Raw genomic sequence first — 17,905 nt, 5'->3', positions numbered from 1 at the left:
TGAACATTTCAATAACTATACTGAAAATAAGGGGGGATAATTGTGTCATTGATTCGAACGAAAAATAAAAATATAGAGATAATGGTAACGAGAATTTTCTATGGATAAACTTAATTACAAAAAAATAATGTTGCTCGGATTTGGTTTTTTTGCGATTAGTCTTACTTGGTCAGTTTATAATGCGTTTATGCCAAAACTTTTAAGTGATTATATAAAGTCGTCTGCATTAATTGGATTTATCATGACTTTTGATAATTATTTTGCACTATTTTTACAACCAGCCGTAGGGATGTATAGTGATCGTCTAGACACAAGATTTGGTAGAAGAATGCCATTTTTAATAGTCGGTATGCCTCTTGCAGCATTGTTTACTTTTTTAATTCCTTTTCATCAAACGCTTTTCATGTTAATCTTCTTTATTCTATTTATGAATTTAAGTATGAGTATTTTTCGTTCACCTGTTATTGCACTTATGCCTGATTTAACAAGACTTGAACAACGTAGTAAGGCAAATAGTGTCATTAATTTCATGGGTGGAATTGGTGCGTTAATTGCTTTTTTTATTGGATCAATTTTGTGGGATAAAAATAAAGGATTTCCTTTTTATTTAGCAGGGACATTTATGTTAGTCAGCTTTTTAATTCTCTTTTATTTTATAAGAGAAAAAAGAGATGTTTTAAATTATGAAGTGGCTGAAGAAAAGGTAAAATTAAAAGAAGGTTTTCGTTCTGCTATTCAAAATAAAAGTGCTTTATTTTTATTATTAGCTATTCTAAGTTGGTTTACTGGCTTTAATGGAATTGAAACTTTTTTTACGCGATACGGAGAAGTTTATTTGGGGGTTAAAGTAAGTGCAGCTGCGTTTTCATTTGCATTTATCTCATTAGCATTTTTACTTTTTGCAATTCCAGCTGGATTCATCGGAACAAAAATCGGCAAAAAACGTAGCATATTAATAGGTATATTTGGCATTATGATTGGTTTTATTTTTTTATTCTTCTTAAAGGATTTGTTTACAATTCGAATCGTTTTTTTAGTAATGGGATGCTTGTGGGCATTAGTAAATATTAATTCATATCCTTTTTTAACTGAAATGGCACCAATTGGATTTATAGGAACGTATACGGGACTATATTACTTATTTTCTTCAATTTCCAATATCATCTCTCCACCATTACTAGGTGGGATTATGGATTTAATTGGATTTAAGTATATGTTCCTTTATGGTTGCTTATTTATAACAATTTCATTTTTTATGATGTTAAAAGTAAAAGAAAATCATATTACATTCAAAAAAAATTCGGATGCATCAATCTGAATTTTTTTCTTTTATTGATTAGCTCATTTTCACATATTTACTATTTAAATGACAGATACTAAATAATGCTGATATTTCAGTGTCTTCTTTTGAAGGGGAAAATTTGAAAAAACTTTAGTTAGGAGCACTACAACATGACAACTAATATCAATAAATTGATTGACCATACAGTTTTAAAACCAGAAACAACTAAAGCTCAAATTGAAAAATTATGTCAAGAAGCAAAGGAACATAATTTTGCTTCGGTTTGTGTGAATCCAACTTGGGTTAGTCTTTGTGCAAGTTTGTTAAAAGGTACAGAAGTTTTAGTTTGTACTGTAATTGGATTCCCTTTAGGGGCTAATACAAAAGAAACAAAAGGGTTTGAAACGAAAAATGCAATTGAAAATGGAGCACAGGAAGTTGATATGGTAATCAATATCGGTGCCTTAAAAGATAAAGATTATGACACTGTAGAACAAGATATAGCAGCTGTTGTAAATGCCGCAAAGGGTAAAGCTTTAGTAAAAGTAATTATTGAAACAAGTCTTTTAACAAACGAAGAAAAAGAAATGGCATCAAAGCTTTCTGTTAAAGCAGGAGCAGATTTTGTGAAAACTTCAACTGGATTTTCAACTGGTGGAGCAACTGTAGAAGACGTTGCATTAATGCGAAAAACAGTTGGTCCTGATATCGGAGTGAAAGCATCCGGAGGGGTACGCGATCTTGCAAGCGTAAATGAAATGGTTAAAGCAGGAGCAACTCGAATTGGAACGAGTAACGGAATAACGATTGTCCAAGGAAATGTGGCAACTGAAGGCTATTGATTCTTTTTATGGCAAAAGAGTGTTAAGTTTCAAACTTGACATTTACCTGTTGACCTATCAATAGTTTATGTATTATAATCGTAAAAGACATGTAGAAAAGTGTTCTTTTTTGCAGTGTTTTATTGATTGTAAGTGGTAGCTTGGAGGGAGGGAAAAGTAAGATGTCTAAAACAGTCGTTCGTAAAAACGAATCTTTAGAAGATGCTCTTCGTCGTTTTAAACGTTCAGTTTCTAAAACTGGTACGCTTCAAGAAGCAAGAAAACGCGAATTTTATGAAAAGCCAAGTGTAAAACGTAAGAAAAAATCAGAGGCAGCGAGAAAACGTAAATTCTAAGAGAGGGTGTTACTATGAGTCTTCTCGAACGTTTGAATTCAGATATGAAACAAGCGATGAAGGAAAAAAATAAAGACAAGTTATCCGTTATCCGAATGGTGAAAGCATCATTGCAAAATGAAGTAATTAACTTAGGGAATAATGTAACATTGTCAGCTGATCAAGAGTTAACAATTTTAACTCGTGAAGTGAAACAACGTAAAGACTCCCTCCTGGAATTCGAAAAAGCTGGTCGTCAAGACCTTGTGGATAAATTAAAGCAAGAGTTACTGATTCTAGAAGAATACTTGCCTCAACAATTATCTGAAGACGAACTTCTTGAAATTGTACGCGTTACAATTTCAGAAGTCGGTGCTACATCAAAAGCTGACATGGGGAAAGTAATGAGTGCAGTTATGCCTAAAGTAAAAGGACAAGCTGATGGCTCTTCTGTGAATAAGGCTGTAGCAAGTCTGTTAAAATAAACGTCTATTTTAGACGTTTATTTTTTTTTGTTTAATTAATTAGGTGACGCAAAGAAATTCTGGGAATCGCAAATAAAGACCAGGAATCGTAAAGTTAGCAGCCATTATATCGCGTAATTATTTTAAATTTTTTCGAAACTAATTCAAAAACACTAAAAATTTGCTTGTTTCCATTAAAAAAGATCAAACCAGGGGTTAGTTTTTACACCATATTCCAGGTTCCCACTCCGAAAAAGAGTTCCACACTACGAATTCCCGCGCTTAGAAACAGAGAGCGGACTTCCATCACAGAAAAAGAGCACCGCACTAAAAGTTCCTGCGCTTACCAACTGAGAGCACTCTTCCATCACAGAAAAAGAACACCTACTACAAGTTCACGCGCTTACCAACGGCGGGTTCACACCCCCATCTCAAAAAAAGCCCCCCACTACTCTCTAGATAGCCTATTCACCTCATTCTTTGAATAAGGCACACATAACACCACCCATCAAGACTTAATCCCAGAACCCTTAAATAATCCCATACCAATACACCTCAATATTTCAATAACTAAATTTTATGCGTCTTATATTTCCTATTTCCTTTTTCAATTTGTATCATACCTTCTTAAAATTCATCATAAATATGATATGAAAGGGGGAGGAGTCTATCTTGAAAAGATTAGCGCATAGTTTAAAAACATGGATGTCAAGTAAGATGGACTTACCACCAGATGTTCTTTTGGAATTGCCACGTATTACGATGTTAGGTCAACTACATATTTATATTGAAAATCATAGAGGTTTACTTGTTTATACGGATAATGAATTGCGTTTGTTAATGAAACAAGGGCAGTTATTGATTAAGGGGAAGGATTTTGTGCTGAAGACAATGTTGCCTGAGGAGATTTTGTTGGAAGGCGAAATTGAGCATGTGTATTTTATTAATGAATAGCATCTAGAACATACACCATGATCAGTCTAATGAACATGGGGGATTAGGATGAAAAACGAATGGACTTCAAATTTAACAGGGATGGTTCAAGTGAAAGTAATGGGGCTTGGACCAGAACGTTTTTTAAATGATTGTATGCGTAAAGGGATTCCTTTACGGGATGTGAAAAAAAGTGGAACAAATTCTATTACTTTTACGATTGAGTTAAAGGATTATAAACGGATTAAGAATATTCCTCGTAAAAAGGAGTATAGGGTTTTCTTTATTGGCCGGAAGGGGCTGCCTTTTGAAATAAGACGAGCTTGGAAGTATTTTGGTTTTGTCGTTGGGATTGTTGGATTTTTGGTTGTTTTATTTTTGCTTTCAAATATGGTTTGGCGCGTTGATATAAAAGGTGCATCTCCTGAAATTGAGTATAAGCTTCGGAAAGATTTAACGGCAATGGGTGTAAAGACGGGAGCTTCTCAATTTTCAATACCAAAAATGCAAACCATCCAGAAGAAATTACAAGATGATAACCCTTCGTTGACTTGGGTAGGTGTGCAGTTAAAGGGGACTACCTTCCATTTCGAAGTAGTTGAGAAGCATCTTCCAAAGCCAGAGAAAGCGTTAAAACCACGAGATATTATTGCTAGTGAAGAAGCGGTTATTGCAAGTATGTTTGTTGAAAAAGGGAAGCCAATGGTAGTGAAAAATGATTTTGTTAAAAAAGGTCAAGTATTAGTATCCGGGGTCCTTGGAACGGAGGAACACCCTATTTTAGTCCCGGCTGTTGGTAAAATTATGGGAGAAGTTTGGCGAGAGGAAATTATTAGTGTTCCTTTGGATACTCCTTTTACTTTGCTAACTGGAGAGAGAAAAACGAGGTACTATATTGGTACTAAAGAAAATAAAATAAAATTTTGGGGTTTTGAAAAGAATAAATATAAATCTTTTGAAAAGGAAAGTAGTTCGTATCAATTTAAATTTTTAAAATGGAAATTACCGATATATTTCACTAAAAAAACAATTCTTGAAAGTAATGGTTTTGTTAGGTCATACTCTAAAGAGCAAGCTGCTGAACTTGGAAAGCAAATCGGTCGGAAGGAATTAATGAAAAAGTTGAGCCCGGATGCCAAGATTTTACAAGAAAAAGTTTTGCACGAGTCAATAGACAATGGTAAAGTTAATTTAAGAATGTATTATAAAGTTTTAGAAGATATCACTAAAACGAAAACTATTGTTCAAGGGGACTGAGTAATGCCAGAACAACTACTAACGATTAATCAACAACTAGAGGATCCAAACGAAGCAATTGCCTTATTTGGTACAAATGATAAACATCTGGAAGTTATTGAAAATTTGCTTGATGTTAAAATTGTGTCACGTGGACAATCTGTACAGGTTTCAGGTGCGGATGAGAATGTGAAAACTGTTGAGCAAATCATCCAAGCTCTTTTAGAGGTTATTCGAAATGGAGTGAGTATTACATCCAGGGATGTGACATACTCAATTCAGATGGCTAAAGAGGGACGGCTATCTTCATTTGCTAGGTTGTATGACGAGGAAATAATAAAGAATTCAAAAGGGAAGCCAATTCGTGTTAAAACTTTTGGACAGAGACATTATCTTCGTGCTATTCAATCAAATGATTTAGTATTTGGAATTGGGCCTGCTGGTACAGGTAAAACATATCTTGCAGTTGTCATGGCTGTTCAAGCATTGAAAAATAATAAAGTTAGTAAAATTATTTTAACGAGACCTGCTGTGGAAGCTGGAGAAAGTTTAGGGTTTTTACCGGGTGATTTAAAAGAAAAAGTTGACCCTTACTTAAGGCCGCTATACGATGCGCTTCATGATGTTTTAGGACAAGAGCATACTGTTCGATTAATTGAAAGAGGGACGATTGAAATTGCACCTTTAGCCTATATGAGGGGACGCACTTTGGAAGATGCCTTTGTCATTCTAGATGAAGCTCAAAATACGACAATGGCTCAAATGAAGATGTTTTTGACTCGTTTAGGATTTGGTTCTAAAATGGTGATAACGGGTGATCCTTCTCAGCTTGATTTACCTAAAGGAGTAAAGTCCGGTTTAATTTCGGCTCAACATACACTTAAGGGTGTTGAGGGGATCGGTATGACGATATTAGAACAAACCGATGTAGTTCGTCACCCATTAGTACAAAAGATTATTCAAGCTTATGATTTAGCAAAAGAATGATTCGTTGTGACCCTACAATATGATAGGGTCATTTCGTATTTTTATGATGAGGTGCATTTCTAGAAAGGGGAAACAATGAATAGTTTGCAAGCTTTAATTCTACGTTTTAAGAATCAGACTCTTGTCATATTACTATGTATTATTGCATTAGGCTTAACAAGTTTTCTTCTTTTAATTAGTCATGTTAGACCGGTAAAATACGATATTGAGCTTTTAGCAATCGCGAGTGACACTATTTATTCACCAATTACGATTGAAGATAAAGCAGCTACATATAAGAAGCGTCAAGAAGCTTCAGCAAGAGTAGAGGACGTTTTTAAATATGAAGAGGGTTATACGCAAAACCGAATTGACATAGTAAATTCAATTTTTGATATTGTAACAGAAGTAAAAACTAAAAATGCAAAAGATGATAAATTAAAAGGACAAGATCTTCTTGATAAAGAAATAAGTGATGTTAAGAAACGATTACCAGACGATGTTCGTAAAAATTTTGAAGACAGTGTCTATAGTACTTTATTAAGATCATCAGAAGAGCAGTTAAATATTTCTAAAGCATCATTAAATACTTCAATTAATAATGTGATGAGTGAAGAAATTACAACGAGTCAAATTGAGGATTCGCGTAGTAAGTTAAGAAACGAATTATCATACGTTAGTGTGAATCCTTCACTAAAAGATGCGATGATTTCAATTGGCGAATATGCTATTATTCCAAACTACTTTTTTGATGCAGAAGAGACAAAAGAGAGAAGACGCATCGAAAGTGAAGGTGTAGATAGTGTTTATATTTTACAAGGACAAGTTTTAGTAAAAGCTGGTGAAACAATTACGAAGGAAAAATATGATCAATTAAAATTAGTCGGATTAATTCAAAGTAAACAATCAATTCAACCGTATATCGGCTTAATTTTATTAATTGGCGTATTAATGTATTTTGTAGTGAAGCAAACTGAAACGTTAAAAGAAAAGGGTAATGTTTATATTGTTGCATATTACATGATCATTATTTTTACGATTTTAATTTTGAAAATTGTTAGTTTGTTTCAAAAGGTTGAATTTTCTGGTCTCGTATATGTAGCTCCAGTTGCAATAGGAACATTGTTAATTAAGTTTTTATTAGGTAATCGATATTTAATGGTGTCGTCGATTATTTTCTCCATTTGTGGAAGTCTGATGTTTAATGAAGATGTGAATGGTGCGATTAATTACTCGACTGGAATATATATTTTGTTTAGTTCAATCGCTGTTTTATTTTTAAATGAGGTAAAAAATAAACGTTCAATGATTTTACATGCTGGTTTCTTAATTTCGCTTGTTAATATTGCCACTTTATTTTCGTTAATTCTAATTCGAAATGGTCAATATTCTTCAGTTGAGATCGGAATTTATTTATTAATGGGCTTAACTTCCGGAGTTTTATCAAGTGTAATTACAATGGGGATTTTACCATTTGTTGAGGATTCTTTTGGGATGGTATCTTCATTTAAACTGGTTGAATTAGGTAGTCCTAATCATCCTTTATTAAGAAAAATTTTACTAGAGGCCCCAGGAACATATCATCATAGTATCATGGTTGCAAATTTGGCTGAAGGTGCATGTGAAGCAATTGGAGCGAATGGTTTATTAGCAAGAGTCGGTGCATATTATCATGATATAGGCAAAACGAATAATCCAGGATACTTTATTGAGAATCAAATGGGTGGTCATAATCCACATGATCGAATTAAACCGATTCGAAGTAAGGATATTATTATTAGGCATGTAAGTGATGGAGTAAAAATACTAAAAAAATATAATTTGCCAAAAGATATTATTGATATTGCAGCAGAGCATCATGGGACAACTTTATTAAAGTTTTTTTATTATAAAGAAAAAGAAAACAATCCTGATGTAAAGGAAATTGATTTTCGATACCCAGGACCAAAAGCTCATTCGAAGGAATCTGCAATTGTTGGAATTGCTGATAGTGTTGAAGCTGCAGTGCGTTCGTTAAAAGACCCGAATATGGAAAAAATCGAAGCATTAGTTTCTTCAATCGTTAATGATCGTTTGAATGATGGTCAATTTTCAATGTGTGAATTAAACTTAAAAGAATTACATATTGTTGAGAAATCATTGTGTGAGACTTTAAAAGGTACTTTCCATTCAAGAATACAGTATCCAGATGAAAGATAAGGTGAGGTAATGGTTCAATTAGAAATTGATTTTATAGATGAAACGAAAGAGGTTACAGAAGAACAACAATCTGATTTAACAGGGTTAATAGAGTGTGCTCTTGAGTATGAGGGTGTATCAGGAGAAGTTGAAATTTCAATTTCATTTGTGGATGATGAAAGAATTCATGAAATTAATAAAGAATATCGAGAAAAAGATCGTGCTACTGATGTCATTTCATTTCCTATGGAAGAGTTAGGTGAAGGTGAAATTGAAATCGTTGGTGTTGATTTACCACGTACTCTAGGTGATATCGTTATATCGATTCCTACTACAAAAAGACAAGCTGAAGAGTATGGTCACTCATTCCGACGTGAATTAGGATTTTTAGCTGTTCACGGATGTTTACATTTACTTGGTTACGATCATATGAATGAAGCTGATGAAAAAGTAATGTTTACAAAACAAAAGGAAATATTAGAAAAATATGGCCTTGAAAGACTTTAAAAAAAGATCGCCATTAGTTAGTTCTTTTGGATATGCATTTAGTGGCATTTTTAAAGTAATTAAGGAAGAAAGAAATATAAAAATTCACTTATTTGCAGCACTAGTTTCAGTCGGACTTGCAATTTATTTTCAAATTAGTCGAATTGATTGGCTTATACTTATGCTGATCATTACAATTGTCATTTCGCTTGAACTTGTTAATTCTGCAATTGAAGCAGTTGTAGACTTAGCATCACCTGATCAGCATCCTTTAGCAAAAAAAGCGAAAGATGTGGCAGCAGGTGCAGTATTAGTCGCTGCAATCATTTCAATCATTATTGGAGCTTTGCTATTTTTTCCGTATTTTACTATACTACGTTAATAAGACCCCACTTCGTATTCGGGCGATATTAGGAGGCTACATAAATGGATAAACAAGAACTTATTAATGAGGCAATCAAAGCTAGAGTAAATGCATATGTACCATATTCGAAGTTTCAAGTTGGTGCTGCATTGCTTACAAAGGATGGTCAAGTTATTCGTGGCTGTAACATAGAAAATGCATCGTATGGCCTTACAAATTGTGCAGAACGTACGGCATTATTTAAAGCTTATTCTGATGGAATTACGGAGTTTACAGCTGTAGCTGTCGTCGCGGATACTAAGAGACCTGTCCCACCTTGTGGTGCATGTCGTCAAGTTTTATTTGAACTTTGTGGTCCAGATACAGTAGTATATTTATCGAACTTAAATGGAGTAATCCAAGAAACAACAGTAAAAGAATTATTGCCAGGAGCATTTACATCGGAGGATTTGAATGAATAAAGTAAGTTATAAATCAGGTTTTGTTTCAATTATAGGTAGACCAAATGTTGGGAAAAGTACATTCCTTAATCGTGTTGTTGGTCAAAAAATCGCTATAATGAGTGACAAACCTCAAACAACTCGTAATAAAATTCAAGGTGTGTTCACAGAAGATGATGCACAAATTGTCTTTATTGATACGCCAGGTATTCATAAGCCAAAGCACAAACTTGGTGATTTCATGGTAAAAGTAGCTCAAGACTCAATAAAAGACGTTGATGCTACGTTATTTATGATTAATGCTAATGAAGGTTTTGGTCGTGGAGATGAATTTATTATCGAGAAGCTACAAGGTAGCCGCAGTCCAGTCATTTTAGTAATAAATAAAATTGATACAATTCATCCTGATGAATTATTCGAACTAATTAATAAATATAAAGACTTATATGACTTTGCTGAAATTGTTCCGATATCAGCATTGCAAGGTAATAACGTTGATCGTTTATTGCAAGTTATCAAAACTTATTTACCAGAAGGACCGCAATATTATCCAGCAAATCAAGTGACAGATCATCCAGAAAGATTTATTATTTCTGAGTTAATTAGAGAAAAAGTGTTGCATTTAACGAGGGAAGAAGTACCTCATTCGATTGCAGTTATTATCGAACAAATTGAAAGACGTCCTGAAGGTAATGCAATTTATGTAAATGCAACGATCGTCGTTGAAAGATCTTCCCAAAAAGGAATTATTATCGGTAAGCAAGGAAGCATGTTAAAAGAGGTTGGCAAACGTGCTCGATTAGATATAGAGAATTTACTTGATACGAAAGTATTCCTAGAATTATGGGTTAAAGTTCAAAAGGATTGGCGCAACCGTATGTCTCAATTAAGAGATTTAGGGTTCCGTGAGGATGAGTATTAAGAGCGTTAGTAAGGAGTAAGGGTTAGAGAATAGGAGGAAATTTAAGCCTAAGACCTGGAGTTCTAAGGCTATTGGTCAAGGGTAAAGACCAAGATTTGTAGTTCTTAGGCTATGGTTCTAAGTTTTAACAGGCTTAATCTTATTATTTTAATAACCAAACACATTTCCTTGAGTTTTGCAAGCTTTTTATTTTTTATTTTAGTAAATTTTATACACATGAAAACCGGGAGAGAAGGTCACATTATAAGTAAGCAGGGAAAGTAATTGGCTATAGGTAATGAGCAATGAGTTGTAGCTATTCTTGAAAGGTGGTTTCTCAATGTTGAATTTTACCTGGGATGTCTTTTCTAAAACTGGAAATGTTGAGACATATTTATTGTTTAAGCAGCTTGAACAAGAACATACGGATCAGAAAAGTTACATTGATGAAGAAATAGCTGATATTGATTCCCTACATACTTAACCTTCATCCAATTGGATGGTGAGTTATTTGTTACAGCGTGTAGAAGGAATTGTATTACGGGCAAACGCTTATGGAGAATCAAATGTTATCATTACTCTCTTAACAAGAGAATTAGGTAAGATAGGAGTTGTGGCAAGAGGGGCAAAGAAGACGAATAGTCGACTTGCTTCTGTTACACAACTCTTTACATATGGGTCGTTTTTAATTCAAAAAGGCTCAGGATTAGGCACATTAAGTCAAGGAGAGTTAATTGATTCATTTCGTGATTTAAGAGGTGATTTAATTGCAACTGCCTACGCTTCGATTGTTGTTGAGCTGACAGATAAAGCGGTGGATGAGAAGAAAAATAATCCGTATTTATTTGAGTTAGTTCTTCAATTGCTACAACATATGAATGAAGGAGCAGACGCTGAAGTGTTGACTTATTTATTTATGACGAAAATGATTCCTGTTTTAGGATATCACCCGTTTTTTGATCATTGTGTGAATTGTAGATGTAGTGCAAATGAAAATATCTTTGTTGCTTTTTCTGTGAAAGATGGTGGCTTTTTATGTCAGCGTTGTAAACATACTGATCCTTATGCTTTTGCTGTTACTGAAAAGTCAGTGAAATTAATGAGACTGTTTTATCACTTTGATGTAAATCGTCTTGGGAAAATCGAGGTCAGTGAAGCGACGAAGAAAAATTTACAACAAATCTTATTTTCTTATTATGATGAATATAGCGGGATCTATTTAAAATCACGTAAATTTTTAGAGCAATTAAAAGTTATGGATAATTTTCTGAAAAATAATAAAGATTCTGAAACCTGAGGAAGGAAATAGGCTAACTATTTCCTTCTTTCTTTTTTAAATTGTAAAAATAGTATATAATATTTATTAGAGAGTATAACATATTGGATAGTTAGGGGTGAGGAAGATCGAACTGACAAAAAGACAAACTCAAATTCTTGAAATTGTAAAAAACAATGGACCAATTACAGGTGAACATATAGCAGATAAGCTAGCTCTTACTAGAGCTACGCTTCGCCCGGATTTAGCTATTCTTACAATGACTGGCTTTTTAGAGGCAAGACCTCGAGTTGGATATTATTACACTGGAAGAACAAGTGGTGCTCAAGTAATTGATCGAATAAAAAAACTAACGGTAAAAGAGTTTCAAGCGATTCCTGTTGTAGTAGATCGAAGTTCGTCAGTGTATGACGCTATAGTTACAATGTTTCTTGAAGACGTAGGTACTTTATTTGTTGTTGATCAAAATTCGGTATTAACAGGAGTACTTTCAAGAAAAGATTTACTCCGTGCAAGCATAGGGAATAAAGATTTGCATACATTACCAGTAGATATTATTATGACGAGGATGCCAAACATTACAATTTGTTATAAAGATGATACAATTTATAATGTAGCTAAGAGTTTAATTGAAAAACAAATTGATGCTGTCCCTGTTGTTCGTGAAAGTGAGCATGGACTTGAGGTAATTGGTCGATTTACAAAAACAAATTTTACTCGTGCGATTGTAGACTTAATGAACAATGATATGTTTTAGTAAAGTTAAGAGGTGAACATATGGGCAATTCAATCGTTTATGTTGTATCAGATTCTGTTGGTGAAACAGCTGAGCATGTCGTAAAGGCGGCAATTAGTCAATTTCATCAAAAATTCGAGATTAGACGTGTACCATACGTTGAAGATAATGCAACATTAATTGAAATCGTTCAAGTAGCAAAAGAGAATAATGGAATTATTGTATTTACGTTAGTTAAACCTGACATGAGAAAGAAATTGTTGGATGAAGCGCAAAGTGCTGGAGTGATCGTTTACGATTTAATTGGTCCATTAATCGATAAAATTTCAACAACTCATAAACTTGAACCTAGAAATGAACCCGGTGTTGTTCGTAAACTAGATGAAGATTATTTCCAACGTATTGAAGCAATTGAATTTGCGGTTAAATATGATGATGGAAGAGATCCTAGAGGGATTGAAAAAGCGGATATCGTATTAATAGGTGTGTCACGAACATCTAAGACGCCTTTATCTCAATATTTAGCTCATAAAGGATTTAAAGTTGCCAATGTACCTTTAGTTCCAGAAGTAGACCCACCAGAACAATTGTTAAAAGTGCCTAAAGAAAAATGCATTGGCTTAATGATTTCACCAGAAAAATTAAACCATATTCGAAAAGAAAGATTGATTTCATTAGGACTTCATGACGGTGCTAGCTATGCTAATATTTCTAGAATTGAAGAAGAGCTAAAGCATTTTAATAATGTTGTTAAACAAATCGGTTGTAAAGTAGTAGACGTTTCAAGTAAAGCTGTAGAAGAATCGGCTAATGTAATTTTAAATTATTATTACCAAAATAAACAGATTCGTTAATTTTTTTAGTTGATGATCTCTCGAGGCTAACACATTAGATTATTCTAATGTGTTTTCATCTTTTTATGGTAAAAGATAAACTTTTAAAAAGATAATAAATCTTCAGTGCTTATTGCTAGATTTCCTGGATGAAATAGATTATAATAAAAAATTGTATGAAATGAACTAATAATAGGTTTAACTTTTTATACTTACGAATAAACTATGAATATGTGCTTCCTAGTTTATTGAAGGATGGAAATAAAACTACATAAATCGATACATGTTTTGAAGGAATTACAAAAGACGTGTAGAAATTAATCATAAGCGATAAATAAATGGGTTAAGGAAAACCAGAACTAGCAGTTGGATGCGATGCTTATGAACTACTGTAACACTTCTTTTTTCAGAATAATTATTAATTCATATTTGACTTAAAAAAAGCTTTTAAAAATTAAGTGGAAAATATGGAAATATATTTGTCGAATCATGAAGGAATACAGTGAGTTTTATCGAATAAAATAGTATATGGAGCTGTCAGTATGGGAAACAGAATTCCCGATGAGCTTGTCGAACAAGTTCGTCAGTCAGTTGACATAGTTGATGTAGTGAGTGAATATGTTCCTCTGAAAAAACAAGGAAGAAATTATTTTGGACTATGTCCATTTCATGGAGAAAGCACACCATCTTTTTCTGTGTCTCCTGAAAAACAAATTTTTCATTGTTTTGGATGCGGTGCTGGTGGTAATGCGATTTCTTTCATTATGCAGCTTGAAGGGCTAAATTTTCAAGAATCAGTCCATCAGCTTGCAAAGAAGACAAATGTCACTTTACCAACAGATACAATTGACACAGTAAAGAATCCGCAATCTACTGAGCTAGCCATTATGCTTGAAGCTCATGAGTTTGTTAAAAAGTACTATCATCATCTATTAGTTAACACAACAGAAGGTAAACAAGCGTTAGAATACTTAAATAACAGAGGAATTTCAAGAGAAGAAATAAAGCATTTCGAGCTTGGTGTTGCTTTAGATTCTTGGGATGCTGTTACGAAGGTATTAGAAAAACGTGGCTATTCAATGCCGATCATGGAAAAAGCTGGTCTAGTTGTTCGAAGTGAACGTGATGGTAATTACTATGATCGATTTAGAAATCGATTAATTTTTCCAATTCATAACCATCAAGGAAAAATTGTTGCATTCAGTGGAAGAATAATGGGTGAAGGGTCACCAAAATATTTAAATAGTCCTGAATCATCAATTTTCCATAAAGGAAAATTATTATATCAGTTTTACCAAGCAAAAAATGTCATGCGAAAGCAAAATCGGGCTATATTAATGGAAGGTTTTGCAGATGTCATATCGGCCTTTAAGGCTGGCGTCCATGATGCCGTTGCAACAATGGGAACTTCTTTAACGGAGGATCAAGCAAAAGTCTTGAAAACTTCTGTTGATCAAATTATCATTTGTTACGACTCAGATCAAGCTGGTATTAATGCAGCAGAGAAAGCAGCTAAAATTCTTCAAAAAGAAGGATTTACAATTAAAGTTGCTCAAATGCCAGACGGCTTAGATCCTGACGAATATATTAGACAATTTGGTCCAGAAAAATTTAATACCTCTATTATTGAAGCTAGTGTATCATTAATGAGTTTTAAAATGCAATATCATCGAAAAGGAAAAAATCTTTTAGATGAAACTGTTAAATTTCAGTATTTAAAAGAAATGCTACAAGAAATTGCTAAACTAAGTCAACTGATCGAACAGGATTATTACTTAAATCAACTTTCAAAAGAGTTTTCTATTTCGATTGAAGTACTTAAGAAGGAATTTGGACAATATAGTAATCAGGCAAATCGTATATCTAATGTAACAGAAGTAAAAACTGATATCAAACGCGATATTACTTCTAAGACGCTTCTTCCTGCGCATGTAAGAGCTGAACAATTACTTTTGGCTCATATGCTTAATAGCAGAGAAGTGACAGAAAAAGTAAGATCACAATATCAGGGTCTATTCTACAATAATGATTATTCCGAGATTATAATCCATCTTTATGCTTATTATGAAGAGGGCAATGAGTCTAATATTAGTAAATTTATGAATTACCTTCCTTCAAAAGGGTTACTTGAAGTAGTTTCAAAAATTGTCAATTTACAGTTAGCACCTGAACTAACAGAGCGAGAGTTAAAGGATTATTTAGATGCATTAAACAACTATGATAAACAACAACGTATACGTGAAAAAGAAATGGATCTTAAAAAAGCTGAACGTGAAGGAGATTTTGTAAAAGCTGCAACGATCCTTCAACAAATTACTCAGCTAAGATCTAGTATGAAATATGTTAAATGATTCGCGAACTTTTCGAAGGAGGGGAACAGATGGCTGATAAATCGGCTCGTTCTAAAGATACGGAAACAGAAGTAACACTTGATCAAGTAAAAGCATTATTAATTGAAAATGGTAAAAAACGTGGTGTAATTACATATGAAGAGATTGCAGACCGCTTAAATGGTTTTGAAATTGATTCAGATCAATTGGAAGAATTTTATGAGCAATTAGGTGAACAAGGCATTGATATTGTTGGTGATGCTGATGATGAGCCTAGAGGAGCTCAATTAGAGAAGGAAGAAGAATTTGACTTAAATGATTTAAGTGTTCCTCCTGGTGTTAAAATTAATGACCCTGTACGTATGTACTTAAAAGAAATTGGTCGAGTTGATTTACTTTCTGGACAAGATGAAATCAACTTAGCGAAGCGAATTGAAGAAGGCGATGAAGAAGCTAAGCGTCGTCTTGCAGAAGCTAACTTACGTTTAGTAGTAAGTATTGCAAAACGTTATGTTGGTCGCGGTATGCTTTTCTTAGACCTTATTCAAGAAGGAAATATGGGTTTAATTAAAGCCGTAGAGAAGTTCGATTATCGTAAAGGTTATAAATTTAGTACATATGCAACTTGGTGGATTCGTCAAGCAATTACTCGTGCTATTGCTGACCAAGCGAGAACAATTCGTATTCCAGTTCATATGGTGGAAACAATCAACAAATTAATTCGAGTTCAACGTCAATTACTTCAAGATTTAGGTCGCGAACCATCTCCTGAAGAGATTGGTGAAGAAATGGATTTACCACCCGAAAAGGTACGAGAAATCCTTAAAATTGCTCAAGAACCAGTTTCATTAGAAACTCCAATTGGTGAAGAAGATGATTCACATTTAGGTGATTTCATTGAAGATTCTGAAGCTACTTCTCCAGCTGAACATGCAGCTTATGAAATGCTAAAAGAGCAATTAGAAGATGTTCTTGATACACTTACAGATCGTGAAGAAAATGTTTTACGATTACGATTTGGTTTAGATGATGGACGTACTCGTACATTAGAAGAAGTTGGTAAAGTATTTGGTGTAACACGTGAGCGTATCCGTCAAATCGAGGCTAAGGCTCTACGTAAATTACGTCATCCAAGCCGTAGTAAACGTTTAAAAGATTTCTTAGAATAGGAAGTTCAAAAAGTTTATCCTTAGTTGGGTAAACTTTTTTTTGCTAAAAAAAATTATGAAAACGTTTTAAATAGTAAATATGTCATATAAAATATATTTGTCAAAATATATCGAATGTCGGTACTAAAATTTTACAAGTAGTGCTATGCTACATTCGGAGTATGAAATTCATCCAAATCTAAAAATGTTACATTAACGTTTAATAAAATTATTCAGAAGATAAAACAAAGGATATTTTAAGCAAAAATGGATATCATAAATCTAGTAGTAATTCCACCATTTAATACTTTTAGAAAGCTATTTACTTTATTTTACAGAATTGTCTTTAAATTTGCAAACACTCATTTATCCTACTTTTTTTAATATTTTATCTTTAGTTCAATACTCCTAATAATCTAAAAAGTAGTATGGAGACAAATTACCTATATCGCTTTTGCAATTATTTTCTTACTCTTCAGAATGGATTGGAAATATTACCAATCTTTTTCAAATATGATTTGGAGCAAATTAAAAGTTAAATGGATGACTTTGCAATTAAATGGTTTCTTAAAAAAACTTACTTATTTAGTTAATTCAAAGGATTGCTTATTTTTATTTAGAAATTGGAAATATGCTATATTCAATGTAATCCTTTACAGTAGGAAGGTTTATATATTTATGAAATCGTTTAACAATTTTTAAATTTATCCAACTTAATACTTTTTTTATTGTTTTTAATCGTATACAATAATAATGTTATAGTCATTAATTTTATTTTTTAAGGGGTTACATAAGGGGGATCATAATGAAACGAAATCCATTAATTCCTTTTGCTCTTATTGCAGCACTAGGAATCGCAGTCATGCTAATTATTTCATTAAAAGGGGCAAAACAGGCTGATGAAATTGCTAACGGTGATAAAAAGCCGGCTGCAACAGCAACTACTAAGCCAGATGAAATATATGCTCAAACATGTGTTAGCTGTCATGGTGATCAATTACAAGGGGTAGTAGGACCAAACATATCTAAAGTAGGTTCTAGATACACAGAAGATCAAATCAAAGACATTCTTAAAAACGGTAAAGAAGGCGGAATGCCAGCTGGATTACTACAAGGTGCACAATTGGATGCTGTTGCAAAATGGTTATCTGAGAAAAAATAATCAAGTTTAAAAAA

At 33.3% G+C, this 17,905-nt stretch carries 19 protein-coding genes; all 19 read left to right on the top strand.

Annotation, left to right across the window (positions count from 1 at the left end):
• Positions 1 to 100: 100 nt before the first annotated feature.
• The 19 genes from ACFCYN_RS19495 (at position 101) to cccA (ending at position 17,891) form a co-directional block, all read left to right on the top strand.
• Positions 101 to 1,318, top strand: a complete 1,218-nt coding sequence (locus tag ACFCYN_RS19495) for an SLC45 family MFS transporter (protein WP_375951151.1) — start codon at positions 101 to 103, stop codon at positions 1,316 to 1,318.
• A 134-nt stretch (positions 1,319 to 1,452) separates the two neighbouring features.
• Positions 1,453 to 2,124 carry a deoxyribose-phosphate aldolase gene (gene deoC / locus ACFCYN_RS19490; protein ID WP_375951149.1) on the top strand — a complete coding sequence of 224 codons (672 nt, stop codon included), beginning with the start codon at positions 1,453 to 1,455 and terminating at the stop codon, positions 2,122 to 2,124.
• Positions 2,125 to 2,285: 161 nt separating this feature from the next.
• A complete protein-coding gene (gene rpsU, locus ACFCYN_RS19485; RefSeq protein ID WP_003152957.1) occupies positions 2,286 to 2,459 on the top strand; it encodes a 30S ribosomal protein S21 in 174 nt (57 codons plus the stop codon).
• A gap of 14 nt (positions 2,460 to 2,473) precedes the next feature.
• Positions 2,474 to 2,923: a GatB/YqeY domain-containing protein gene (locus ACFCYN_RS19480; protein WP_098119979.1), complete on the top strand. Its 450-nt coding sequence runs from the start codon at positions 2,474 to 2,476 to the stop codon at positions 2,921 to 2,923.
• Between the two features lie 684 nt (positions 2,924 to 3,607).
• Positions 3,608 to 3,856: a sporulation protein YqfC gene (yqfC, locus tag ACFCYN_RS19475; RefSeq protein WP_098120095.1), complete on the top strand. Its 249-nt coding sequence runs from the start codon at positions 3,608 to 3,610 to the stop codon at positions 3,854 to 3,856.
• 48 nt (positions 3,857 to 3,904) lie between these two features.
• On the top strand, positions 3,905 to 5,092 hold the full coding sequence (gene yqfD / locus ACFCYN_RS19470) for a sporulation protein YqfD (protein ID WP_375951147.1): 1,188 nt from the start codon (positions 3,905 to 3,907) through the stop codon (positions 5,090 to 5,092).
• A gap of 3 nt (positions 5,093 to 5,095) precedes the next feature.
• Positions 5,096 to 6,058: a PhoH family protein gene (locus tag ACFCYN_RS19465; RefSeq protein ID WP_098119981.1), complete on the top strand. Its 963-nt coding sequence runs from the start codon at positions 5,096 to 5,098 to the stop codon at positions 6,056 to 6,058.
• A 75-nt stretch (positions 6,059 to 6,133) separates the two neighbouring features.
• On the top strand, positions 6,134 to 8,236 hold the full coding sequence (locus ACFCYN_RS19460) for an HD family phosphohydrolase (RefSeq protein ID WP_375951145.1): 2,103 nt from the start codon (positions 6,134 to 6,136) through the stop codon (positions 8,234 to 8,236).
• 9 nt (positions 8,237 to 8,245) lie between these two features.
• On the top strand, positions 8,246 to 8,722 hold the full coding sequence (ybeY, locus tag ACFCYN_RS19455; protein ID WP_375951143.1) for an rRNA maturation RNase YbeY: 477 nt from the start codon (positions 8,246 to 8,248) through the stop codon (positions 8,720 to 8,722).
• Positions 8,703 to 9,083, top strand: a complete 381-nt coding sequence (locus tag ACFCYN_RS19450) for a diacylglycerol kinase family protein (RefSeq protein ID WP_375951141.1) — start codon at positions 8,703 to 8,705, stop codon at positions 9,081 to 9,083. Before ybeY ends, ACFCYN_RS19450 begins: the two co-directional genes overlap by 20 nt.
• 44 nt (positions 9,084 to 9,127) lie before the next feature.
• On the top strand, positions 9,128 to 9,526 hold the full coding sequence (locus ACFCYN_RS19445; protein ID WP_098119984.1) for a cytidine deaminase: 399 nt from the start codon (positions 9,128 to 9,130) through the stop codon (positions 9,524 to 9,526).
• Positions 9,519 to 10,427: a GTPase Era gene (gene era, locus ACFCYN_RS19440; protein WP_375951139.1), complete on the top strand. Its 909-nt coding sequence runs from the start codon at positions 9,519 to 9,521 to the stop codon at positions 10,425 to 10,427. The genes ACFCYN_RS19445 and era overlap by 8 nt, the downstream gene beginning before the upstream one ends.
• 319 nt (positions 10,428 to 10,746) lie before the next feature.
• Positions 10,747 to 10,890: a YqzL family protein gene (locus ACFCYN_RS19435; protein WP_172443834.1), complete on the top strand. Its 144-nt coding sequence runs from the start codon at positions 10,747 to 10,749 to the stop codon at positions 10,888 to 10,890.
• A 27-nt stretch (positions 10,891 to 10,917) separates the two neighbouring features.
• Positions 10,918 to 11,703 carry a DNA repair protein RecO gene (gene recO / locus ACFCYN_RS19430; protein ID WP_375951137.1) on the top strand — a complete coding sequence of 262 codons (786 nt, stop codon included), beginning with the start codon at positions 10,918 to 10,920 and terminating at the stop codon, positions 11,701 to 11,703.
• 97 nt (positions 11,704 to 11,800) lie between these two features.
• Complete coding sequence (ccpN, locus tag ACFCYN_RS19425; RefSeq protein WP_098171107.1) at positions 11,801 to 12,439, top strand: transcriptional regulator CcpN; 639 nt, start codon at positions 11,801 to 11,803, stop codon at positions 12,437 to 12,439.
• A gap of 20 nt (positions 12,440 to 12,459) precedes the next feature.
• Entirely contained in the window at positions 12,460 to 13,272 is an 813-nt protein-coding gene (locus tag ACFCYN_RS19420; RefSeq protein ID WP_098171106.1) for a pyruvate, water dikinase regulatory protein, read from the top strand.
• 521 nt (positions 13,273 to 13,793) lie between these two features.
• Positions 13,794 to 15,602: a DNA primase gene (gene dnaG / locus ACFCYN_RS19415; protein ID WP_375951134.1), complete on the top strand. Its 1,809-nt coding sequence runs from the start codon at positions 13,794 to 13,796 to the stop codon at positions 15,600 to 15,602.
• A 29-nt stretch (positions 15,603 to 15,631) separates the two neighbouring features.
• On the top strand, positions 15,632 to 16,750 hold the full coding sequence (gene rpoD, locus ACFCYN_RS19410; protein WP_056474947.1) for an RNA polymerase sigma factor RpoD: 1,119 nt from the start codon (positions 15,632 to 15,634) through the stop codon (positions 16,748 to 16,750).
• 784 nt (positions 16,751 to 17,534) lie between these two features.
• A complete protein-coding gene (cccA, locus tag ACFCYN_RS19405) occupies positions 17,535 to 17,891 on the top strand; it encodes a cytochrome c550 (RefSeq protein ID WP_098119991.1) in 357 nt (118 codons plus the stop codon).
• The last annotated feature ends 14 nt before the right edge of the window (positions 17,892 to 17,905 follow it).

It is taken from the genome of Gottfriedia sp. NPDC056225 (assembly GCF_042267765.1).
In the GTDB taxonomy this organism is placed as follows: domain Bacteria; phylum Bacillota; class Bacilli; order Bacillales; family Bacillaceae_G; genus Gottfriedia.
This window is presented reverse-complemented; position numbering and strand designations above follow the sequence as displayed.